22 protein-coding genes are annotated in these 22,148 nt (G+C 30.2%); 13 read left to right on the top strand and 9 right to left on the bottom strand.

All coding sequences use genetic code 11. The annotated features are described in order from the left end of the window. Positions 1-3 precede the first annotated feature (3 nt). Positions 4-948, top strand: a complete 945-nt coding sequence (locus tag B9N70_RS03585) for a glycosyltransferase family 9 protein (RefSeq protein ID WP_085114439.1) — start codon at positions 4-6, stop codon at positions 946-948. On the opposite strand, the gene B9N70_RS03580 is transcribed toward B9N70_RS03585, so the two are convergent. Together B9N70_RS03580 and B9N70_RS03575 are read right to left on the bottom strand one after the other, a co-directional pair. Further along, complete coding sequence (locus B9N70_RS03580) at positions 938-2,032, bottom strand: glycosyltransferase family 4 protein (protein ID WP_085114438.1); 1,095 nt, start codon at positions 2,030-2,032, stop codon at positions 938-940. The two genes, B9N70_RS03585 and B9N70_RS03580, sit on opposite strands and share 11 nt — an antisense overlap. Beyond that, positions 2,032-2,586: a thioredoxin family protein gene (locus tag B9N70_RS03575; protein ID WP_085114437.1), complete on the bottom strand. Its 555-nt coding sequence runs from the start codon at positions 2,584-2,586 to the stop codon at positions 2,032-2,034. Before B9N70_RS03575 ends, B9N70_RS03580 begins: the two co-directional genes overlap by 1 nt. A 20-nt stretch (positions 2,587-2,606) precedes the next feature. Between B9N70_RS03575 and B9N70_RS03570 the strand changes: the two genes are divergently transcribed. Further along, positions 2,607-3,119, top strand: coding sequence for a gamma carbonic anhydrase family protein (locus tag B9N70_RS03570; RefSeq protein ID WP_085114436.1), 513 nt, complete (start codon positions 2,607-2,609; stop codon positions 3,117-3,119). 2 nt (positions 3,120-3,121) lie between these two features. Here B9N70_RS03570 and B9N70_RS03565 read toward each other — a convergent pair whose 3' ends face one another. Both B9N70_RS03565 and B9N70_RS03560 read right to left on the bottom strand, forming a co-directional pair. Beyond that, a complete protein-coding gene (locus B9N70_RS03565; protein WP_085114435.1) occupies positions 3,122-3,721 on the bottom strand; it encodes a pyridoxamine 5'-phosphate oxidase family protein in 600 nt (199 codons plus the stop codon). Positions 3,722-3,727: 6 nt separating this feature from the next. Further along, positions 3,728-4,597, bottom strand: a complete 870-nt coding sequence (locus tag B9N70_RS03560; RefSeq protein ID WP_085114434.1) for an NAD(P)-dependent oxidoreductase — start codon at positions 4,595-4,597, stop codon at positions 3,728-3,730. An 11-nt stretch (positions 4,598-4,608) separates the two neighbouring features. Here B9N70_RS03560 and B9N70_RS03555 point away from each other — a divergent pair, with 11 nt between their 5' ends. The 5 genes from B9N70_RS03555 to B9N70_RS03535 are packed head-to-tail and all read left to right on the top strand — an operon-like array spanning position 4,609 to position 8,664. Beyond that, positions 4,609-5,814 (top strand): MFS transporter, encoded by a 1,206-nt coding sequence (locus tag B9N70_RS03555; protein ID WP_085114433.1) that lies wholly within the window; start codon positions 4,609-4,611, stop codon positions 5,812-5,814. A gap of 44 nt (positions 5,815-5,858) precedes the next feature. Further along, positions 5,859-6,410, top strand: coding sequence for a DNA-directed RNA polymerase subunit omega (gene rpoZ, locus B9N70_RS07155; protein ID WP_085114432.1), 552 nt, complete (start codon positions 5,859-5,861; stop codon positions 6,408-6,410). Between the two features lie 22 nt (positions 6,411-6,432). Then, on the top strand, positions 6,433-7,425 hold the full coding sequence (dusA, locus tag B9N70_RS03545; RefSeq protein ID WP_085114431.1) for a tRNA dihydrouridine(20/20a) synthase DusA: 993 nt from the start codon (positions 6,433-6,435) through the stop codon (positions 7,423-7,425). A gap of 40 nt (positions 7,426-7,465) precedes the next feature. Further along, positions 7,466-8,251 (top strand): sulfite exporter TauE/SafE family protein, encoded by a 786-nt coding sequence (locus B9N70_RS03540; RefSeq protein ID WP_085114430.1) that lies wholly within the window; start codon positions 7,466-7,468, stop codon positions 8,249-8,251. Positions 8,252-8,253: 2 nt separating this feature from the next. Then, positions 8,254-8,664 carry an HIT domain-containing protein gene (locus B9N70_RS03535; protein WP_085114429.1) on the top strand — a complete coding sequence of 137 codons (411 nt, stop codon included), beginning with the start codon at positions 8,254-8,256 and terminating at the stop codon, positions 8,662-8,664. A gap of 100 nt (positions 8,665-8,764) precedes the next feature. Here the strand turns inward: B9N70_RS03535 and B9N70_RS03530 are convergent, their stop codons facing one another. Then, positions 8,765-10,219, bottom strand: coding sequence for a phosphomannomutase/phosphoglucomutase (locus B9N70_RS03530; protein ID WP_085114428.1), 1,455 nt, complete (start codon positions 10,217-10,219; stop codon positions 8,765-8,767). Positions 10,220-10,376: 157 nt separating this feature from the next. On the opposite strand from B9N70_RS03530, the gene B9N70_RS03525 reads away from it, so the two are divergent. The 3 genes from B9N70_RS03525 to B9N70_RS03515 are packed head-to-tail and all read left to right on the top strand — an operon-like array spanning position 10,377 to position 13,946. After that, on the top strand, positions 10,377-12,311 hold the full coding sequence (locus tag B9N70_RS03525) for a ribonucleoside-diphosphate reductase subunit alpha (RefSeq protein WP_085114427.1): 1,935 nt from the start codon (positions 10,377-10,379) through the stop codon (positions 12,309-12,311). Continuing rightward, a complete protein-coding gene (locus tag B9N70_RS03520; protein ID WP_085114426.1) occupies positions 12,302-13,315 on the top strand; it encodes a ribonucleotide-diphosphate reductase subunit beta in 1,014 nt (337 codons plus the stop codon). Before B9N70_RS03525 ends, B9N70_RS03520 begins: the two co-directional genes overlap by 10 nt. A 1-nt stretch (position 13,316) precedes the next feature. Beyond that, positions 13,317-13,946 (top strand): class I SAM-dependent methyltransferase, encoded by a 630-nt coding sequence (locus B9N70_RS03515; RefSeq protein WP_085114425.1) that lies wholly within the window; start codon positions 13,317-13,319, stop codon positions 13,944-13,946. 11 nt (positions 13,947-13,957) lie between these two features. On the opposite strand, the gene B9N70_RS03510 is transcribed toward B9N70_RS03515, so the two are convergent. From B9N70_RS03510 to B9N70_RS03495, 4 genes are read right to left on the bottom strand one after another with little or no spacing between them, the layout of a single operon-like run. Beyond that, positions 13,958-15,082: a bifunctional 2-methylcitrate synthase/citrate synthase gene (locus B9N70_RS03510; protein ID WP_085114424.1), complete on the bottom strand. Its 1,125-nt coding sequence runs from the start codon at positions 15,080-15,082 to the stop codon at positions 13,958-13,960. Next, a complete protein-coding gene (gene prpB / locus B9N70_RS03505) occupies positions 15,082-15,978 on the bottom strand; it encodes a methylisocitrate lyase (RefSeq protein ID WP_085114423.1) in 897 nt (298 codons plus the stop codon). The genes B9N70_RS03510 and prpB overlap by 1 nt, the downstream gene beginning before the upstream one ends. Beyond that, positions 15,978-17,480 (bottom strand): MmgE/PrpD family protein, encoded by a 1,503-nt coding sequence (locus B9N70_RS03500; RefSeq protein WP_085114422.1) that lies wholly within the window; start codon positions 17,478-17,480, stop codon positions 15,978-15,980. The genes prpB and B9N70_RS03500 overlap by 1 nt, the downstream gene beginning before the upstream one ends. 53 nt (positions 17,481-17,533) lie before the next feature. Then, positions 17,534-18,217, bottom strand: a complete 684-nt coding sequence (locus tag B9N70_RS03495) for an HAD-IA family hydrolase (protein ID WP_085114421.1) — start codon at positions 18,215-18,217, stop codon at positions 17,534-17,536. Between the two features lie 87 nt (positions 18,218-18,304). Here B9N70_RS03495 and B9N70_RS03490 point away from each other — a divergent pair, with 87 nt between their 5' ends. From B9N70_RS03490 to B9N70_RS03480, 3 genes are read left to right on the top strand one after another with little or no spacing between them, the layout of a single operon-like run. After that, the gene (locus B9N70_RS03490; protein WP_231909429.1) at positions 18,305-18,913 is read left to right on the top strand and encodes a DapH/DapD/GlmU-related protein; all 609 of its coding nucleotides are present in this window, start codon (positions 18,305-18,307) and stop codon (positions 18,911-18,913) included. Positions 18,914-18,915: 2 nt separating this feature from the next. Further along, entirely contained in the window at positions 18,916-20,736 is a 1,821-nt protein-coding gene (gene glmS / locus B9N70_RS03485; RefSeq protein ID WP_085114419.1) for a glutamine--fructose-6-phosphate transaminase (isomerizing), read from the top strand. 31 nt (positions 20,737-20,767) lie between these two features. Beyond that, on the top strand, positions 20,768-22,147 hold the full coding sequence (locus B9N70_RS03480) for a class II 3-deoxy-7-phosphoheptulonate synthase (RefSeq protein WP_085114418.1): 1,380 nt from the start codon (positions 20,768-20,770) through the stop codon (positions 22,145-22,147). The last annotated feature ends 1 nt before the right edge of the window (position 22,148 follow it).

Below are 22,148 nucleotides of genomic sequence, written 5' to 3'. Positions count from 1 at the left end.
TATATGTCTAATATATTAATCATTAAACATGGATCATTAGGAGATATAGCTCAAGCTAGTGGTGCAATTCAAGATATTTGTGAAAATCATGAAAATGATGATGTGTATTTATTAACTACAAAACCATATTTTGATTTATTTAAAAAAAATCCTTTCTTAAAGGGCGTAATTTTAGACAAAAGGCTTCCTAGATATAATCTAATTTACTTATATTTTCTAATGCGTGAGCTGAAGAAATATTCTTTTTCTAAAGTTTACGATCTTCAAAACTCGAGTAGAACAGCTTTTTATAAAAGAATATTATCTCCAAAAGCTTCAAAAGAAATATGGTCATCCACTGAAACCACATTACCAGAAGGAACCACAAAACAAGATTTTGATAAAGACTCTGTTCTTTCAAGATTTGATTATCAGTTAAAGTCTTCAGGAATTGATACCAATCATACAATGAAACCAGACTTTTCATGGAGTACGGTTGATATTTCAGAAATAAAAAAAAATTATGAACTAGATAAATACATAATACTTTTTCCTTTTTGCTCACCTCATTTAACTTCAAAGAAATGGCCTTATTACAATGACTTAATCAGCATCATTAATCAAAAATTTGAAAATAAATTTAAAGTTGTTACTGCACCTGGACCAGATGAAATTGAAGATGCAAAAAATATAAATGCTTTATGTGTTTTGGATAATGGTAAAGCTTTGAATATTTCACAATTATCTGGATTGATTAAAGATAGTTTATTTGTGGTTGCTAATGATACTGGACCTGCTCATATGACAGCTCACTTAGGTTCAAAAGGAATTGCTTTGTTTGGTTCTCACACAACTCCTTTTAAAGTTAGTATTGAAAGAGAAAATTTTAAAGCAATACAAGCACCAGATTTATCAAAACTTTCAGCAGAAAAGGTTTTTGAACGAATGTCTCAGATTTTTAAGTTTTAGAAGATTGAATAATTTTTTTGTATTCTTCTATTGTTTTTTCCCAAGTAAATTTTGATGCAAATTCTTTTGCATTTTTACCAAATTCTAAATATTTCTTATTCTCAATCATTAAATTTAATGATGAGTAAATTTCATCTAAATTATTTCCATCACATATTAAACCAGTTTTGTCATGCTCAATAGCATCAGCAGCACCACCATCTTTTCCACCTAGAGATGGAATACCATATTGAGCAGCCTCAATATAAGCGATACCAAATCCTTCAACAGAAGTTTTATGTTTTATAGATGGCATAACAAAAATATTTGATTTTGCTATTAATGCATTTTTTAAATTATCTGAAATATCCTTAAAAAACATTACCTGAGATTCTAAATTAAGTTCTTTAACTAATCTTTTGATATTTGCTTCCTCATCACCATATCCAATACAAAGATAAACAATATCAGGATACAATTGTTTAAGATTTCTAAGAGCCATAATAATTTTTTCATGATTTTTTCTTTTATCAAACCTTGAAACAGTAATTAATCTTGGTGTTTTAATTTTTAATAAACTTTCAACTTTTTCTAGAGATTTTTTATCTAATTCTACAACCTTATCGACACCTGGATTAATAACTATAATTTTTTCCTCATTAACTCCAATTTCAACTGCTAAATCTTTTGTATATTTTGAATTAGCTATTACTTTTTCAACATTATTTAATACTTTAAGTACTCTAGAGTTTAATTTGCTTCCTTGAGGGTGATTAATTTCTTTTCCGTGAATTAAACAATATTTTTTTTTATTATTTTTAAGCACTTCCAAGCTTTTCCAATGGTCAGCAATAATTCCTTCCACTTGATTATTTTTTGTAACCTCATCAATTAATTGTGCTTTTCTGATTTTTCTTAAAAATTTTATTCCACCAACTCTTTCGATGGAAAAATTTACTTTTTCATCAAATTCTTTGTGACCATCTTGGTAATCTGCAAATACCTTAATTAAATAATTTTTTGATAGTTCTTTAGATAAACCCCACATTAAACTTTGCATCCCCCCAAGTTCAGGAGGAAAGGATCTAGTTACTACTAAATACATTAATTAAATTTCCATTTAATGCTGCAGCCAGCACTTGGGATTTGATCTTTTGGACCATTACTAGTTTCGGCAATTAATTTCATAGCTTTATACAAGTCACTCTTACCATCTCTTACTGGAACAAGGTTTTTTAATTCTCTCGAACGACCTCTGTATTGAAGCTCTAAATCTTTATTATATCCAAAGAAGTCTGGTGTACATACTGCATCATAAGCTTTTGCAATTTCTTGAGTTTCATCAATTAAATATGGAAAACTAAAATTATTTTTTTTTGCAAATTTAATCATATTATCAAAAGAATCTTCAGGATAATTAGTTGAATCATTTGAAGAAATTGCAACTGAGTTAATACCAATTTTTTTTAATTCATTACAATCTTCAACAATATCTTTTGTGATTGCTTTAACATATGGGCAGTGATTACAAATGAACATAACTAATGTTCCATTTTCACCTTTAAGTTCTTCTAATGAAATAATTTTACCCTCAGTAGATTTTAATTTGAATGGAATAGCTTTTTTACCAAAATCACATATTGGAGTTTGAGTGAGCATACTGTAATAATATATATGTTATGTTTTATGATTTAAAAGATAAAAAACCCAAAAGTTCAGGTGAAAATTGGGTTGCACCTAATGCAACAATAATTGGAGATGTTACTTTAGAAAAAAATACAAGTATTTGGTTTAACGCAGTTTTAAGAGGCGATATTGAAAATATTTTTGTAGGTGAGGGTTCAAATGTTCAAGATGGAAGTGTCCTTCATACTGATCCTGGTTGTCCATTAAAAATTGGTAAAGATGTAACTGTAGGCCATATGGTTATGCTACATGGATGTACTGTTGGTGATAAAAGTTTAATTGGAATAGGTGCTGTAATTCTTAACAATGCAAAGATTGGAAAGAATTGTATTATTGGTGCAAAAGCGCTGATCACTGAAAATAAAGAAATACCTGATAATTCACTGGTTGTTGGATCTCCAGGTAAAATTATTAGAGAAGTCACTGAAGAAGAGAAAAAAGCAGTGATGGAAAATACTAAACACTACCAAGATAATTGGAAAAAATATTCAAAGAGTATTTTTTAGAATTAAGGTACAAGCCAAACTCTTTTATCATTTTCTAAATCAAATCTTGCTCTTCTATGTCCTTTTGCTGCAAGATATAACCACTCAAAATATTTAACTTTACATTGAATGACAGTGAAATTTTCATATCCTTTTTCACTTTCTTCCATTGTGTAATCAAAATTATCTTTTTCAGGTTTAAGACCAGATGTAGGTTCAACTGACTCTGTACCAGGACCATTATCAACAAGATAACATTTTCTACTTATATGGGCAGTCTTTAACCAAGATTGTTCAGTAACTTCATTTTTATGATTAACAGTACATTCAACTTTAGTTCTTACCTGTATTTTTTCTTCTTTATCATAGAAAATTAAACTAGCTTTATTATTTGATTTAAGTTTTTCAATTTTATCTGATCTAATATCACTATGAAATTGAATTAGATTGTTATCTTGATCTGATTTTCTTAAGACAACAATTCTTCCATCAAAATCATTTTGAGTGCCACAAATAAATACAGGTATTCTAAATTGAGAACTTCTATTGGTTACTGCATCATTAAGCATCAACCAAATTTTCTTAATTATCTCATCAAAATTTTCATAGTATGCTGGTTGCATACGATATTATTTTCTGAATCTTTTAATTAAGCTTGATGTATCCCACCTATTGCCACCTAATTCCTGAACTTCTCCATAGTATTTATCTACAATTTCTGTAACAGGTAATGAAGCTCCATTATTCTTAGCTTCATCCATAGCAATTTTAAGATCTTTTCTCATCCAATCTACTGCAAAACCAAAATCAAATTTATCTTCGATCATTGTTTTGTATCTATTTTCCATCTGCCAAGATTGCGCGGCACCTTTTGATATGACTTCAATTACATCTTCCATATTAAGGCCAGCTTTCATTCCAAAGTTTATACCCTCAGATAAACCTTGAACTAATCCAGCAATACAAATTTGATTGACCATTTTAGCAAGTTGTCCACTACCAGCATTGCCAAGTAATTTCATTTTTTTGCTGTAACAATCAATTTTATCTTTTGCTTTATCAAAATCAGCTTGATCACCACCGATCATCACAGTCAGTGCACCATTTTCAGCTCCAGCTTGACCACCTGATACAGGTGCATCTAATGCACCAAATCCACTTTTCTTTGCGTGATCATAAATCTCTCTTGCAATTGTAGCTGATGCAGTTGTGTTATCAATATAGATAGATCCTTTTTGAATTGTTTTAAAAGCTCCATTCTCACCAAATGTTACTTCTCTTAAATCATTATCATTACCTACACATGTAAAGATATATTCAGCATCTTTTGCTGCTTCAGCAGGAGTGTCAGCTAGTTTACCTTTGTATTCAGAAACCCATTTCTCAGCTTTAGATTTAGTTCTATTAAAAACAGTTACATTGTGACCGGCTTTTGATATATATCCAGCCATTGGGTAGCCCATCACCCCAAGACCTATGAAAGCAACATTACAAGTCATAAATTCTCTCTATGTTTAAAAGTTTAAGTTTAAAAGTAATTATATTTGGTTTCATTTTTACATTTTTTTCTAGTTTTGGACAGAGTTTTTTTCTTGGCTTGTTTAATTCAAGTATCAGAGATGCATTGTCTATTAGTCACGGACAGTTTGGTTCAATTTATGCTTCAGCAACACTTTTAAGTAGTTTTGTTTTAGTTTGGGTTGGAAAAAAAATAGATGATGTAGATGTTATAAAATTTGCATCTTATGTGATAGTTTTTTTAGCAGTATCTTGTTTTATATTTTCAAAAATTTCTTCAGTAATTTTTTTATTTTTTGGAATTTTTCTAATGCGTTTAGCTGGTCAAGGATTAACTACGCATACTGCTACAACGACAGTATCTAGATTTTTTGAAAAAAGTAGAGGAAAAGCTTTAAGCACTTGTTGGTTAGGTTTGTCTCTAGCTGAATTTATATTACCCGTATTAATTGTTTTTCTTTTAACCTTTTTAGGCTGGAGAGATATATGGATTACAATTTCAATCATTGTAATAATAATCTTACCAATAGTTGCATACTTATTTATTAGAGATGTAAAGCTAGACACTCGCGAAGAAGTAAAAGAAGTAAACAATTCAAGAGAAATTAGGCAATGGAAAAGAATTGAAGTTTTAAAGGATTATAGATTTTATATTATTTGTATGACTATGTTGGCGATGCCTTGGATTGCTACCGGTACTTTTGTTTATCAATCATTTATTACAACATCAAAAAATTGGGGACCATATATTATTGCACAATCATTTATGGTTTATTCAATACTGTCAGTTATAACTTTATTTATCTCAGGCTTTTTAATTGACAAATTTACAAGTAGAAAATTATTATTATATATTAATACTCCTTTATTTTTTTCAGCAGTTGTTCTTTATTTTTTTAATTCTGAAATTTCATCATTTATTTTTTTAGGTTTAATAGGGATCTCAAATGGTTTAGCTAATGTTTTAGGCTCTTCAACTTGGGCAGAAATTTATGGAGTTAAACATATTGGTTCAATAAAAGCTTTAACTACATCTTTAATGGTTTTTTCTACTGCATTTGGAACAGCTTTATTTGGTATATTAATAGATTTTGGCTTTTCTATAGAACAAATATCTATTGTTGCTGGGATTTACATCCTAGCTTCAATTATCTTGTTATTTTCAATTAAAAATAAGCTAAACCCAGAATATCTTTAGAATTTAAGCTTGATTTTTTAAAGGCTACTGTATAGATACTGCGCATGGCTAGGGTAACCGTAGAAGATTGCATCGATAAAGTAGATAGTCCTTATGAATTAGTTTTAGTTGCAAAAGAAAGAGCAACGCAATTAAATTCTGGTATAGAGCCAACTCTTGAAAGAGATAACGATAAAAATACAGTAATTGCATTAAGAGAAATTGCTGAAGAAAAAATTAAAGTTCCAGATTTAACTGAAAGTGCAGTTTATAAACTTAGAAAACATGTTGAGCAAGTTGATGATGGAGCTGAAGATGATGAAGAAGTAGGCGATGATTTTGAAAGCTTATATAAAGGTGAAATTTCAAAAAGTGGTGCACCAATTCTTCCTTCAAAAAGAGCTAGAAAAGCTCCAGAAAAAATTCAAGTATCACAAGAAGATTTAGCAGAATTATCACAAACGGCAAAACCTGATGTTGAAAGCTCTGTTGCTGAAGAGAACATTTCTGAAGATGGTGAAGTTTCATTAGATGAAGTTTCTGAGACAGAAAGCCAACAAGATGCTGCAATAGAAGTGCAAGAAAACTCTGAAGATAACGAAACTTCAAACTCTTAATAAAATCATATAAAGTCCAGTTATGAACAGGAAAGTATCAGTTGCTCCTATGATGGACTGCACAGATCGTCATGAGAGGTACTTTTTAAGATTAATTTCAAAACACACTCTTCTTTACACTGAAATGGTAGTTGATGAAGCTATTAACAGGGGAGATAAGAAAAAATTGCTTGAATTTAACATTAATGAAAAACCTGTAGCACTTCAATTAGGAGGTTCTTCTCCTAAACTTTTATCTGAGGCCACTAAAGTTGGAGAAGATTTTGGATATGATGAAATAAATTTAAATCTTGGTTGTCCTAGTAAAAAAGTAGAAAAAAATAAATTTGGTGCATGTTTAATGAAAGAACCTAACTTGGTCGCTGATTGTTTAAGTAAGATGCAATCAGTTACAAAGTTACCAGTTACCATCAAGACAAGGATTGGCTATGATAATGTTGAGGACTATGAAACTTTTCATAAGTTTATTTCAACAATCAAATCTACTGGAGTTAAAACCTTTATTATCCATGCAAGAAAAGCAATGCTTGGAAAATTTACTCCAAAACAAAATTTAAATATTCCACCCTTAAAATATGATTATGTTTATAATCTTAAAAAAGATTTTGCAGATGATGAAATAATTATCAATGGTGGGATTACTGATGTTGATCAAGTTAAACAACATCTCAAAAAAACTGATGGAGTAATGATCGGAAGATCAGCTTATCACACACCTTATATTTTAGCAGATATTGAAAGAGAAATTTTTAATAACGAAAATATATTAAGCAGACAGGAAGTAATTGAGCAATTAATTCCATATGTTAAAGATGAACTTAAAAAAGGAACAAGACTAAATCAAATTATGAGACACACACTTGGTCTATTTCATGGTCAATCAGGAGCAAGTCATTGGAAAAGATATTTAAGTGAAAATATGTGTGTACGTGATGCTGATGTTAAAAAAATAGATCATATCATGGATAAGATAAAATATAACAATGTTGAAAATAGCGTAGGTCAATCTGTTTAATACAATTTTAGATAGCCAATATTTTTATCCGATTTTATTAATGTTATTTACGGCTTTTCCTGTCGGATTTGTTGCTGGATTGTTTGGTATTGGAGGTGGATTAATAACTGTACCTTTTTTGTATTATATTTTTAATTCTTTAGGAGTAGATCAACAATACCTAATGCATTTAGCTGTCGGTACTTCATTTGCAATAATAATTCCTACATCAACAGTATCTGTATTAACTCATCATAAATTTAAAGCAGTCGATTTTGAAATTGTAAAAAATTATGGATTATTTGTTGTTATAGGTGTTGTACTTGGAACAATTTTTGCTGCATCACTCAAAACAAAAACTCTAATTTTATTTTTTTCTATTGTTATACTTTTGCTCAGTATTTATTTATTGTTGCTTAAGGAAAAAGAGAAGACCATTATAATTCCAATAAAACTACATTTGAAAATCATATTAGGAGCTATTGTCGGTTTTATATCTGCTCCAATGGGAATTGGTGGAGCAATAATGAATGTTCCAATATTAAAATTCTTTGGTTATTCTATAAACAGAGCAATAGGAAGTGCTGCTGCAATTGGTTTTTTGATATCAGTATTTGGCGCAATAGGCTTTTTAATCTCTGGCAGTTATTTAAAAACTAATATTCCTCTTAGCATTGGTTTTCTAAACATTCCAGCTTTCTTAATTTTTATTCCAATAACAACATTTATGGCAAGGATTGGTGCCCGTACAGTTCATAAAATTGATAAAAATAAAATAAGCAAAATTTTTGGGATATTTTTATTAATTGTTGCTGGTAAATTTTTGTATGAATATTTCAAGATATAATTATGATGAATAAAGTTAATAAGAATTTTTTAAAAACTTCTCATTATATAGCTGACTTAAAATTGTGTAGTGTCAGACTTATTGATAATGAAAAATTCCCTTGGATCATACTTGTTCCAAAAAGAAACAAGGTGACTGACATAACAGATCTAAATTCTAAGGATCAAGTTACCTTAATCAAAGAAATCGTTTTTTGTAGTAATGTTATGAAAAAGATCTTTAAAACTACCAAATTAAATGTTGAAAAAATTGGTAATATAGTTCCACAGCTACATATTCACATTATAGCAAGAAAGAAAAGTGATAGTTCTTGGCCTTTATCTGTGTGGGTAGTTAAGGGAAAACCTTATAAAAACTCTTTACTTAAAAGTATGATTAAAAAATTAGAAGAGGGTATAAAAAAAAAGAGGTGACTTCAGTCTCCCTCCATCACCTCAGATTAAAATTTAAATGATTCTTTACAGTTTTATGAACACTTAATAGTTGTAATTTAATTTTGTGAACAAAAAAAACTCAAAGTTTTTGGTCATATTCACCAATTTTCCCAGTTTTTTGAAGTAATTGATCGATAAATTCAAAAATCTTTTTCTTTCTTTCATCTGAAGTTGGGCTTTCAGTTACGATCACTAATGAAGGTTTATTTGATGAAGCTCTTATTAGTCCCCATGAACCATCTTCAAATGTAAATCTTACACCATTTACTGTTAAAATATCTTTTATGGGCTGATTATCAATTTCAGTTCCTTGTTTTTTTAATTCTTCAAATTCTTTTACAATGTCATCTACTACCTGATATTTTTCTTCATCTTTACAAAATGGAGCCATTGTTGGACTTTGAAAGGTATTTGGAAGTTCCTTAATAATTTCACTCATCGTTTTGTCTTGATTATCCAGTAAATGACAAACTTGAATTGCAGAGTTAATTCCATCATCATAACCAAAACCTAATGGTTGATTGAAAAAGAAATGGCCACTTTTTTCAAAACCAGCTAAAGCTTTTTCATGATTTACTTTTCTTTTGATATGTGAATGACCAGTTTTCCAATAAACCGTTTCGCAGTTATTTTCTTTTAATATTTCATCTTTAGCAAAAAGTCCTGTTGATTTTACATCAACTACAAATTTTGAGTTTTTATGTTTTGGAGCTAGGTTTCGAGCAATTAACAAACCTATTTTATCTGAAAAAATTTCATTACCATTATTATCTATAACACCAACTCGATCTCCATCTCCATCAAATCCAAAACCTATATCAGCATTGTTTTCTTTAACTGCTTTTGCAATCGCATGTAGCATTTCAAGATCCTCTGGATTTGGATTGTATTTTGGAAATGTCCAATCTAAATTACAGTCTAACTCAACTACCTCACAACCTATTCCTCTTAATATATCTGGTGCAAATATTCCCGCTGTGCCATTTCCACATGCCACAACAGCTTTTATCTTTTTATTGATTTTATTTTTACTTATTAAATCGTCTTTATAAATTTTTTGAAAATCATTAATCTTTTTTTCTTGTCCTTTTCCTTTAATAAATTTTTGATTAAGTGTAATTTCTTTTAATTCTTTCATTTCTTTTGGAGCATGTGTTAGTCCCTTTGAAATACCCATCTTTACTCCTGTCCAACCATTTTCATTGTGACTTGCTGTAACCATAGCTACAGCATCTGCGTTTAAATTGAATTGAGCAAAATAAACCATCGGAGATAAAGACAAACCAACATCTTCAATCAAGCACCCTGTTGAAATTAATCCTTCCTTCAAAGCTTCTTTTATTTCTTCACTATAAGATCGATAATCTTGACCAACGATTACTCTAGGATTATTTTTTTTTGTATGTTTTATAATTTGTGTTCCTAAACCTTTACCCAGATTCGTTATTCCAAATTTATTTATGCTTTCTTCATACAACCATCGCGCGTCGTATTCTCTAAATCCGTAGGGGTCTATTTTAAGTTGTTCACTCATACTGTTAATTACTTACACTTTTTCCAATTTTTTTATTGATAATTTTTTTGTCGCGTTCTATAAATGTTCTATTGATAAGCTATTTATATAGTGTATTTAGTCAAAGCGCATACAACATATAGTTGTTTTCGCTTAAACAACAATTTATAATAAAAATATGAACAAGATTCTATCACAAGCACTCAAGAAAGCTGTCTCTGAATATAGCCCATCAGTTAATGAAGTTTCAAAAGTCTCAAGACCTGATTTATTTTCACTAAATAATGAAACTGAACTTTTTCAAAATGATAAAGGTATTATTATCAAAATTGATCGTTCTAGAGATGCAAATTTGACTGACTTTGGGAAAGCAACCCTTAAAGATAGATACCTTGGTCACAACGAATCTTTTCAAGATTTATTTGCAAGAGTAGCCAGCACTTATTCAGATGATAATTTACATGCTCAAAGAATTTACAATTATATTAGTAATTTGTGGTTTATGCCCGCAACACCAGTGCTTTCGAATGGCGGAACTAAAAGAGGTTTACCTATTTCGTGTTTTCTAAATGAAGCTTCAGATAGCCTAGGTGGTATCTTAGATCTATGGAGTGAAAATGTTTGGTTAGCAGCTAAAGGTGGAGGTATTGGAAGTTACTGGGGTAACTTAAGATCTATTGGTGAAAAAATTGGTAAGGTTGGAAAGACATCAGGAATAATTCCTTTTATAAAAGTTATGGACTCTTTAACTATGGCAATTAGCCAAGGTTCTTTAAGAAGAGGTTCAGCTGCATGTTATCTTCCAGTTGATCATCCTGAAATAGAAGAATTTATTGAGATGAGAAGACCAACAGGCGGTGATCCAAATAGAAAAGCACTTAACCTTCATCATGGTGTTTTATTATCTGATGCGTTTATGAGAGCTGTTGAGACTGATGAGCAGTGGGCATTAAAAAGTCCTGCTGATGGTACAATTCAACAAACTATCTCTGCAAGAAATTTATGGATAAGATTATTAACCGCAAGAATTGAAACTGGTGAACCTTACATCATTTATATCGATACGGTTAATAGACAAATACCACAGCACCATAAGCTTGCAAACTTAACTGTTAAAACTTCAAACCTATGTAGTGAAATTACTTTACCAACTGGAATAGACAAAGATGGAAGAGATAGAACAGCTGTTTGTTGTTTGTCTTCACTTAATTTAGAAAAATATGATGAATGGAAAGATGATCCTAACATGATCAATGATGTTATGAGATTTCTTGATAATGTATTGACTGATTTTATTAATAAAGCTCCAGACCAATTTAAAGATGCTAAATATTCTGCTGAAAGAGAAAGAAGTGTTGGTCTTGGTGTTATGGGTTTTCACTCTTACTTACAAAAGAATAGAATTCCACTTGAATCAGTGATGGCTAAAGTATGGAATAAAAAGATATTTAAAAACATTCATGAAAAAGTAAATCAAGCGTCTAAAGATTTAGCAGATGAAAGAGGCGCTTGTCCTGATGCAGCTGAATACGGTTATCAAGAAAGGTTTTCAAATAAAACAGCTATTGCACCTACAGCTTCAATTTCAATTATTTGTGGTGGTGCCTCACCAGGAGTAGAGCCAATTGCAGCTAATAGTTACACACATAAAACTTTATCTGGATCTTTTAATGTTAGAAATAGATATTTAGAAGAAATTCTTGAAAGTCATGGAAAAAATGATGATGAAACTTGGTCAACTATAACAACTAATCAAGGATCTGTTTCTCATTTAGATTTTCTAACCGATTTAGAGAAAGATGTTTTTAAGACAGCTTTTGAATTGAACCAAAGTTGGATAATTGAGTTAAGTGGTGACAGAACACCATTTATTTCTCAAGCACAGTCTGTAAATTTATTTTTACCAGCTGATGTTCATAAAAAAGAATTACATAAAATTCATTTTGATGCTTGGAAAAAGGGTTTAAAGAGTCTTTATTATTGCAGATCAAAATCAATCCAAAGAGCAGAGAATATTAATGATGCAAAATCAACAGATATTCTTGCTAATGTTTATAAAAATAAATCAACCGAAAAAGAACCAGAGTACGAGGAGTGTCTATCATGTCAGTAGCAGAAAAAATTAATTCTGAGGAAACGAACCCAAAAAAAAATAATAATGGATTGCTAATTGCAAATCCCGTTTACAAACCATTCAGATATCCATGGTGTTATGATGCATGGTTAACACAACAAAGAATTCATTGGTTACCAGAAGAAGTACCACTTGGGGACGATGTTAGAGATTGGCAGAAAAATCTTAGTACTTCAGAAAAAAATTTACTAACCCAAATTTTTAGATTTTTTACACAAGCTGATGTTGAAGTAAGTAATTGCTATATCAGACATTACATGAATGTATTTAAACCTACTGAAGTTTTAATGATGATGTCATCATTTGCTTCAATGGAAACAGTCCATGTTGCTGCTTACTCACACTTACTTGATACAATCGGTATGCCAGAAACTGAATATACTGCTTTCATGAAATACAAAGAAATGAAAGATAAGTATGATTATATGCAAGGATTTGATGTTAAATCAAATCATGATATTGCAAAAACAATTGCAGTATTTAGTGCTTTCACCGAAGGTCTTCAGTTGTTTGCAAGTTTTGCAATTTTATTAAACTTTCCAAGACACAATAAGATGAAAGGTATGGGTCAGATTGTTACGTGGTCTGTAAGAGATGAAACTTTGCATTGTAATTCAATGATTAGATTATTTAAAGATTTCATTAAAGAAAACCCTGAAACTTGGACGCCGCAACTTAAAAAAGAACTTTATGAAGCTTGCAAAACAATAATTAAACACGAAGATGCTTTTATTGATTTAGCTTTTGAAATGGGTCCGATGGAAGGTTTAACAGCCAATGATGTTAAACAATATATTAGATTTATTGCAAATAGAAGATTATCTCAGTTAGGCTTAGAGGGAATTTATGACGTTCAAAAAAATCCTCTTGGATGGCTTGATACTATGTTGAATGCAGTTGAGCATATGAACTTCTTTGAAGGAAGAGCAACTGAATATTCTAAAGCATCAACTCAAGGAACTTGGTCAGAAGTATTTAGTTAAATTGAAATATAAAAAGTATTTCCGTAAGACCAGTCTTAAACAAAAAGGTGTTGGAGATTTTTTTCTTAACGAGGTTAAAAAGTTATCTCCTAAAACTGTATTGGAAGTTGGTGTATTCCATGGTGTAACTGCAAGAAATTTATGTGAGCTGTTATTTGCAATACATAAAAAAAATTTCACATATATAGGTATAGATTTATTTGAGGAAACGGATGAAAGTTCCAATGAATTAATACCAAGTACTGTTTTTTCTAACCCAATAAAAAATTTATATTTTAAATATATAAAAAAACAAAATCCTTATAGCAAGCCAGCAGTTATGGATTTTCTGAAAAGATTTACTGATAACGTTAATTTAATCAAAGGAAATTCTAATGTTGTTATGAAAAAAATTGATATGTCAAAAGTAGATTTTGTTTTTTTAGATGGTGGCCATTCTTATGACACTGTTAAAAATGATTTAGAATGTAGTTTAGAAGTTATTACTAAGTCAAATGGTGTGATTATGTGTGATGATTATAATTTTGGACATTTACCAGATGTAAAGATTGCAATCGATGAATTTGTTAAAAAAAATAATTTTAAAATTGATATTCTTTGCGAAGGTCGATTTGCAAAAATCTACCAATAAATAGTTAAGATTTATCTGTAGTTTAGTTCTAAAACTTTTCGGTGTTGACTTCCTTTATACTTAGCTAAAGGTCGAATAAGTTTGTTTGCAGCATGTTGCTCCATAATATGAGCTGACCAACCTGTAATACGTGAAATTACAAAAATTGGGGTAAAGAAATCTGTATCAAAACCCATTAAGTGGTATGTTGGGCCAGTAGGATAGTCGACATTTGGATAGATATTTTTCTTTTCAATCATAACTTTTTCAACAATGTCATAAATTTTTTCAAATTTTTTGTCTTTTTTAATTTTTGCAACTTTACCAAAGTATTCTCTCATTGTTGGAACTCTAGAGTCTCCAGATTTATAAACTCTATGACCAAATCCCATCACAACTTCTTTATTTTCTAGAGCATTATTGATCCACTTAAGTGCATTTTCAGGTTTTTTAATCTTATCCATCATGTGCATCACTTCTTCATTAGCACCACCATGTAAAGGTCCTTTTAAACTAGCAATCGCTCCACTAATTGCTCCATGAATATCTGATAAACTGCTAGTAATTGTTCTTGCAGTAAAAGTTGAAACATTAAAACTGTGTTCTGCGTATAAAATCAAAGATACATCAAAAGCTTTTACGATTTCTTTTTGAGGTACTTTACCAAAACACATGTAAAAGAAGTTTTCAGCAAAGCTTAAATTCTTTTTAGGTTTTATAATTTTTTTTCCTTTTCTAAGTCTATAAAATGCAGCAAGCGCAGTAGGGGTTTTTGCAAAAATTCTTAATGCTTTTCTCATGTTTGCTTCAGGAGATGAGTTTGAAGTTTCTTTATCTTCCAATCCCATAAAACTTACAGCTGTTCTTGCAACATCCATAGGATGGGATTTTTTTGGCATTCTTTTTACAATCGCATAAAGATCTTTTGATAATTCTCTATTATTTCTCTCTTCTTTTTCAAATTTTTTTAATTGAATTGAGTTAGGTAGATCTTTATTTAAAATTAAATAGGCAACCTCTTCAAACTTGCAATATTCACATAAATCTTGAGCAGCATAACCTCTATAGGTTAGAGAGTTAATTTCTGGCATAACTTTAGAGACTTCTGTTTCATCAACTACTATTCCAAGTAATCCTTTTTTTACATCATCAGCCATTATTCATGTCCTTCCGTACTAAAGTTATAAATTTTTTCATCTAATGAGTTATATTTTTCATATTCCACTAACTCATAAAGACGTTTTCTAGTTTGCATTTTATCAATAATATTGTTTTGGTGTCCATTAGTATAAATGTCCCTTAAGCCATCCTCGACATTTTTCATTGCTAATCTTTGTGTTGTAACTGGATAAATTACAATATTATATCCAAAATTTTCCAATTCTTTGTAATTAAAAAGTTTTGATTTTCCAAACTCTGTCATATTAGCTAGCAAATAACAGGATAATTCTTTTCTAACTTTCTCAAAATCTTTTTCATCATATAATGCCTCTGGAAAAACAATTTCAGCACCCGCATCAATATAAGCCTTACATCTATCAATCATTTTATCGATACCCTCAACACCTTTAGCATCAGATCTTGCTATAATTTTAAAGTTTTCATCTTTTTTTGCATCAACACATTCTTTGATTTTTTTAACCATAGCATCTGTTGAAATTAACTCTTTATTGTCTAAGTGGCCACAACGTTTTCTTTCAATTTGATCCTCTAAGTGAACAGCTGTTATTCCAAAATCTTCAAATGTTTGAATTGTTTCTTTACAAGATTTAAATCCCGTATCAATATCAACTATTGTTGGTAAATTTGTAACTCGCGAAATTAAATAAGATCTTGTACTAACATCCTGTAAGGTTGTTAATCCAATATCAGGAAAACCAAGATCATTTGCCATTACACCCCCTGATACGTAAACTGCATCATAACCAATTTCTTCAATAAGTTTTGCTGTTAACGGGTTGTAAGCACCAGGTACTCTTAAAATTTTATTTGATTTTAGTTTTTCAGCAAAATCTATTCTTTTTTGACTTGGCTCTTTTTCTACAAAGTGCACTAAAATATTCCTTTTTTTAAATTTCTTTTAATCTTACTTTTCTTAACTTCAATATTAAGTTGATCAAGCTGACCAGGTTTTAACGATTTTAATTTTTGTACAGTTTTAATAAATCTATTACTTTCTTTTTTGTCTAAAATCCCATCAGTAAGAGTTAAAAATTTGTTAATGTAATTTTGTCTCTTAAACGGTCTTGAACCATACGGATGAGCATCTGCTCTATCTTGTTCCTCAATAATTTTTTTTCCATTGTTTAAAGTGACAATAACTTTAGCACCAAATGATTTCTTTTTTGGATCTGGATCGTGGTATTTTTTAGTCCATTTTTTATCTTCAAATGTTTTAATTGATCTCCAAATTTTAATTGTACTTTTTTTGTTAGCTCTAGCTTTTGTATAAGATTTTACATGGTGCCAATCACCATCCTCTAATGCTACAGCAAAAATATACATAATTGAGTGATCTAAAGTTTCTCTGCTTGCATTTGGATCCATTTTTTGTGGATCATTTGCACCTGTCCCAATAACATAATGGGTATGGTGGCTAGTAAAAATATCAATTTTTTTTATTTGATTAAGATTTGGAATTTTTTTCTTAAGTTTTTTTGCTAAATCAATTAGAGCCTGAGATTGATATTCAGCAGAATACTCTTTAGTGTATGTTTCTAGAATAGCTTTTTTGCTCTCATTTTTTTTTGGAAGTGGAACGTTGTATAACGCTTTTTTTCCATCTAATATTCTTGCAATTACACTATCCTCACCTTCATAAATTGGACTAGGAGCTCCTTCACCTCGCATGACTCTATCTACTGCCTCTATAGCAAGTTTTCCTGCATGAGCTGGTGCATAAGCTTTCCAACTAGAAATTTCTCCTTTTCTAGATTGTCTTGTTGAAATAGTTGTATGAAGCGCTTGTTGTACAGCTTGATATATTGTTTCAGTATTTAATCTTAGCATTGATCCCAAACCAGCAGCAACACTTGGACCAAGATGAGCAATGTGATCTATTTTGTGTTTATGAAGACATATGCCTTTAACTAAATTTACCTGAACCTCGTAAGCAGTAATAATTCCCCTTAAAAGATCTAAACCACTTTTTCTATTTTGTTGAGCAACACTGATCAAAGGAGGAATATTATCACCTGGATGACTATAATCGGCTGCTAAAAAAGTATCATGAAAATCTAATTCTCTTACAGCTGTACCATTCGACCATGCAGCCCATTCACAATCAAATTTTAATTTATTATTTACTCCAAAAAGTGTAGCACCATTTTTTCTTGAGTGTTTTAATGCCATTTCTCTGGATGAAATAACTGGTCTTCTATTTAAAGAGGCAATAGCAACTGAGGCATTATCGATAATTCTGTTAATTACCATTTCAATAGCTTCTTCATCTAACTTTGCATTGTCACTTGCGATTTCTGCGATTTTCCAAGCAAGTTGCTTCTTTTTTGATAATGGAATTTTTGAAGGATAAACTTTTACTTTATGATTGATCAAAATAACTTCCTAGTTATGGAAGAGTTTTATAGTCAAAAATAAAATAATCAATCTTAAAGGTAGGTTGAGATAATTTTTTCAACACCTACAAAGTCTTTAATTAGGTGATTATGATAAATTTCAGTAGTATTTTTTTCTGTATAACCATCCTCTAGTAAAATTACTGGGATACCAGCATTCTTTCCTGCATTAGCATCTGTTTCACTATCACCAATCATAATCGATTTTTTTATTTCCCCACCTAAAATTTCAACTACATTAGTTAAATGTCGAGGATCAGGTTTGCAATAATCAAAAGTATTAGATCCAGCCACATATTCAAAATAATCATAAATTCCAATTTTTTTAAGAAGGTCAACTGCTAAGTGCTCTTGTTTATTAGTACACACTGCCATTGAAATATTTTTTTCTTTACACCATTTTAAAAATTCTTTGACTCCATTAATTAGAGTACTTTCATTGATAATATTTTTTCCATAATAATCTACAAATGCATCAATCATTTGTTTTTTAATTTTTTGATCTTCAACTTTTCCAAATTTTTTTTTAGCTTGTCCCCAAATGGATCTTCCAAGCATAGCACCAGCACCTTGCCCAACTAGATTTCGTATTTCTTCTGTAGATTTTGTAGGATATCCAAATTTTTCCATAACATGATTGTGTGCTCTCAATAGATCTGGCGCTGTATCAACCAATGTTCCATCAAGATCAAATAAAACAGTCAAAATTTGCTTCATAGTTTAAAAGTATTTTTAAGAAATATTATGTGAATTAATTTAGCTATATACTTAATATAAAGAATTTCAAAGATGAAAGCTTTAAAAATGAGTAAAATTCAAAACAAACTTAGAGATAAATTCTTAAAATCTGGAGTAAAAATGAATGGCCCAGAAACTGTTTTTTTTTCTGAAGATACAAAAATTGGAAAAAATGTAACGATAGAACCATATGTTGTATTTGGAAAAAATGTTAAAATTGGAAATAACGTTATTATTAAATCCTTCTCACATTTAGAGTCTTGTAAAATAGAAAATAAAGTTGAGCTTGGACCATATGCCAGAATTCGTCCAGACACGATTCTGAAAGAAGGATCAAAGGTCGGAAATTTTGTAGAAATAAAAAAAAGTACAATTGGAAAAAAATCTAAAGTTAATCATTTATCTTATGTGGGTGATAGCGTAATTGGAAAATCAGTTAATATTGGTGCTGGAACAATAACTTGTAATTATGATGGCTTTAAGAAAAGTAAAACAAAAATTAAAGATAATGTTTTTATAGGATCTAATTCTTCATTGGTTGCACCAGTAACTGTTAATAGTGATAGCGTAGTGGGAGCGGGTTCTGTTATTACTAAAAATGTGAAAAAGAAATCATTGGCATTAACAAGATCTATTCAAACTGAGATTATGAACTATAAGAGAAAAATAAAATAATTATGTGTGGAATAATAGGTATCTCAAGTCATAAATCCGTTTCAGGTAACATTATTAGTTCATTAAAGAAACTTGAGTACAGAGGCTATGACTCAGCAGGATTAGCGACTCTTTATAATGGAGAAATTAATGAAGTTAAATCAAAAGGACGTGTAGATGAGCTAGAGCAAAATTTTAATCTAAAAGATTTAAAAGGAAATGTTGGCATTGGACATGTTAGATGGGCAACTCACGGCATCCCCAATAGTGTTAATGCACATCCGCATTCATCAGAGAATGTTTCAATTGTTCATAATGGAATTATCGAAAATTCAACAATATTAAAAAAATTTTTAATCAACAAAGGTCATAAATTTAAATCTCAAACTGATACCGAAGTAATCGTTCATTTGATTACTGAAAATTTGAAAGAGTTAGAACTAGAAGGCGCGATCACTAAAACTTTAAAACAATTACATGGCAGTTTTGCTCTTGGTATTGTTTTTAAAGATCTTCCTGATTTAATTGTTGGAGCAAGAAGAGGGTCACCATTAGCAGTTGGCTATGGTCCAAATGAAAATTATTTAGGCTCAGACTCTTATGCATTAAAATCTATGACTAATAAAATTTCATATTTAGAAGATGGAGAATTTTGTATTATAAAAAAAGATCACGTTTCTTTTTTTAATGATGAGGGAAAAAAAATTAATAAAAAAATACTAGAACTTTCTTCAAATGAAAAAGTATATGATAAAGGTGATTTTAAACATTTCATGGCTAAAGAAATTGAAGAACAGCCAATAACATTAAAAACAGGAATTAAAGAGTATGTTGATAGTATTAACGAAGATATAAACATTATTAATTTTCCATGGAACATTAATGATATTAAATCCATCACATTAGTTGGTTGTGGTACTGCGTATCATTCTTGCTTAATGGCAAAATATTGGTTTGAAGAACTAACATCACTAGATGTAAACATTGATATAGCATCAGAATTTAGATACCGAAAAAACCGATTTAAGTCTGAAAATTTATATATTTTTGTATCACAATCAGGAGAAACTGCGGATACATACGCAGCTTTAGATTTGTGTAAGAAAAATAATATGAAAACTTGTGCTGTTGTAAATGTGATAGAAAGCTCAATAGCAAGAGATGCTAATTTTGTTTTACCTATTCATTGTGGTCCAGAAATTGGGGTAGCTTCAACAAAAGCCTTTTTAGGGCAAATACTAATTTTATATATTTTGTCCTTAAAATTAGGTTATCTGAAAAAGGATATTAAAACAGAAGACTATAAGAAAAAAATTAAAGAACTAAAAAATTTACCAAAATTAGTTGAACAAACTTTACTAATAGATAATGAAATACAAGCCATATCTTCAACATTTAATGAAGCCAAGGGTTCAATGTTTTTAGGTAGAGGTTTTTCATTTCCAATTGCTCTTGAAGGAGCTTTAAAATTAAAAGAATTATCATATGTTCATGCAGAAGGTTATCCTGCTGGAGAAATGAAACATGGCCCCCTTGCATTAATTGAAGAGGGAATGCCCGTTGTAGTTTTGGCGCCTAGAGACAATTATTACAAAAAAACAATTTCAAATATGCAAGAAGTTATTGCAAGGGGTGCAAGAGTTTTATTGATAACCAATAAAAGTAAAGATGAGGTATTTTCAGAAAACGTGTGGGAAAAAATCGAAGTTGAAAATACAAATGATGATTTACTTCCATTTTTACTAACAATTCCTTTGCAAAAGTTAGCTTATTATTCTGCTTTAAAAATGGGTTATGATATTGATAAACCTAGAAATTTAGCAAAATCAGTCACAGTTGAATAATTCCTAAACTCTGTTAACAATTCAGAGTTGTATGAAAAATTGGAAAAAAAATAGCTGGAGAAATTATCCTGTAAAACACATACCCGAGTATCCAGATAAAAAAGGATTAGATAACGTTTTGGAAAAAATTGAGGCGTTTCCACCTTTAGTATTTGCTGGTGAAACTAGACATTTAAAATCTCAATTAGCCGATGTAGTTGATGGCAAAGCTTTCTTACTGCAAGGAGGAGACTGTGCTGAAAGTTTTGCAGAGTTCCATCCTGACAATATCAAAGATACATTTAAATTATTATTACAAATGTCTTTGGTGTTAACCTATTCAGCTTCTTTACCAGTTGTTAAACTTGGAAGAATTGCAGGTCAATTTTCAAAACCAAGAAGCTCACCTGTTGAAGTAAAAGATGGAGTAGAATTACCTAGCTATTTAGGTGACAATATTAATGGTATGGAATTTTCAGAAAGCGCCAGGGTTCCAGATCCAAAAAGATTATTTAGAGCTTATTCACAGTCAGCTTCTACTTTAAATTTAATCAGAGCATTTTCTAAAGGTGGGTTTGCAGATTTAAATAAAGTTCATTTATGGAATTTAGATTACATAAAGAAAACTCCAGAGACAAAAAGATTTAAAGAATTAGAAGATAAAATTGCAGACGCTTTAGCTTTTATGGAAGCATGTGGAATAAATTCTGATTTCAATAATAGATTATATACTGTTAATTTTTGGACTTCACACGAAGCATTGTTATTGCCATTTGAAGAAGCAATGACAAGAACTGATACAACAACTGGTGAAAACCATGATACGTCCGCACACTTTGTTTGGATTGGAGACCGTACAAGACAATTAGATGGTGGTCATGTTGAATTCTGTAGAGGGATAGAAAATCCAATAGGTATCAAATGTGGCCCAACTCTTGAACCTGACGATTTAATCAATTTATGTAATAGAATTAATCCAAATAATGATAAAGGCAAAATTACTTTAATCTCAAGATTTGGTGCTGATAATGTTTCTAAATATTTACCAAAACTTATAAGAGCCATTAAAAAAGAAGGATTAAATGTTATTTGGTCATGTGACCCATGCCATGGTAATACTATTAAAGCTACAACTGGTTTTAAAACAAGACCCTTCAATAGTGTGTTAAAAGAAGTTCAAAATGTATTTGCCTGTCATCAAAGTGAAGGCAGTTATGCAGGAGGTTTACATATTGAATTGACTGGTCAAGATGTAACAGAATGTATTGGTGGAGCTCACAAAATCTCAGAAGAAGATTTATCTTCAAGATATCACACTCATTGCGATCCAAGACTTAATGCAAATCAGGCTTTAGAATTAGCTTTTTTGATTTCAGATGAGATTAAAAAGAATAGCTCTTATTCTAAAAATGCAAATAAAGCTGCATCATAAA

Source organism: Candidatus Pelagibacter sp. HIMB1321, assembly GCF_900177485.1.
In the GTDB taxonomy this organism is placed as follows: Bacteria; Pseudomonadota; Alphaproteobacteria; order Pelagibacterales; family Pelagibacteraceae; genus Pelagibacter.
The sequence above is the reverse complement of the archived record's forward strand: the minus strand, read 5'-3'. Positions and strand labels throughout refer to the sequence as shown.

Excerpts from the sequence above, each read along its gene's own strand:
- B9N70_RS03540 (WP_085114430.1), top strand. The coding sequence starts at position 7,466 with ATGTTATTTACGGCTTTTCCTGTCGGATTTGTTGCTGGATTGTTTGGT.
- B9N70_RS03490 (WP_231909429.1), top strand. The coding sequence starts at position 18,305 with ATGAGTAAAATTCAAAACAAACTTAGAGATAAATTCTTAAAATCTGGA.
- dusA (WP_085114431.1), top strand. The coding sequence starts at position 6,433 with ATGAACAGGAAAGTATCAGTTGCTCCTATGATGGACTGCACAGATCGT.
- B9N70_RS03495 (WP_085114421.1), bottom strand. The coding sequence starts at position 18,217 with ATGAAGCAAATTTTGACTGTTTTATTTGATCTTGATGGAACATTGGTT.
- glmS (WP_085114419.1), top strand. The coding sequence starts at position 18,916 with ATGTGTGGAATAATAGGTATCTCAAGTCATAAATCCGTTTCAGGTAAC.
- B9N70_RS03560 (WP_085114434.1), bottom strand. The coding sequence starts at position 4,597 with ATGACTTGTAATGTTGCTTTCATAGGTCTTGGGGTGATGGGCTACCCA.
- B9N70_RS03565 (WP_085114435.1), bottom strand. The coding sequence starts at position 3,721 with ATGCAACCAGCATACTATGAAAATTTTGATGAGATAATTAAGAAAATT.
- B9N70_RS03520 (WP_085114426.1), top strand. The coding sequence starts at position 12,302 with ATGTCAGTAGCAGAAAAAATTAATTCTGAGGAAACGAACCCAAAAAAA.
- B9N70_RS03530 (WP_085114428.1), bottom strand. The coding sequence starts at position 10,219 with ATGAGTGAACAACTTAAAATAGACCCCTACGGATTTAGAGAATACGAC.
- B9N70_RS03525 (WP_085114427.1), top strand. The coding sequence starts at position 10,377 with ATGAACAAGATTCTATCACAAGCACTCAAGAAAGCTGTCTCTGAATAT.
- B9N70_RS03510 (WP_085114424.1), bottom strand. The coding sequence starts at position 15,082 with ATGGCTGATGATGTAAAAAAAGGATTACTTGGAATAGTAGTTGATGAA.
- B9N70_RS03570 (WP_085114436.1), top strand. The coding sequence starts at position 2,607 with ATGTTTTATGATTTAAAAGATAAAAAACCCAAAAGTTCAGGTGAAAAT.
- B9N70_RS03575 (WP_085114437.1), bottom strand. The coding sequence starts at position 2,586 with ATGCTCACTCAAACTCCAATATGTGATTTTGGTAAAAAAGCTATTCCA.
- B9N70_RS03585 (WP_085114439.1), top strand. The coding sequence starts at position 4 with ATGTCTAATATATTAATCATTAAACATGGATCATTAGGAGATATAGCT.
- B9N70_RS03480 (WP_085114418.1), top strand. The coding sequence starts at position 20,768 with ATGAAAAATTGGAAAAAAAATAGCTGGAGAAATTATCCTGTAAAACAC.
- B9N70_RS03535 (WP_085114429.1), top strand. The coding sequence starts at position 8,254 with ATGATGAATAAAGTTAATAAGAATTTTTTAAAAACTTCTCATTATATA.
- B9N70_RS03555 (WP_085114433.1), top strand. The coding sequence starts at position 4,609 with ATGTTTAAAAGTTTAAGTTTAAAAGTAATTATATTTGGTTTCATTTTT.
- rpoZ (WP_085114432.1), top strand. The coding sequence starts at position 5,859 with ATGGCTAGGGTAACCGTAGAAGATTGCATCGATAAAGTAGATAGTCCT.
- B9N70_RS03580 (WP_085114438.1), bottom strand. The coding sequence starts at position 2,032 with ATGTATTTAGTAGTAACTAGATCCTTTCCTCCTGAACTTGGGGGGATG.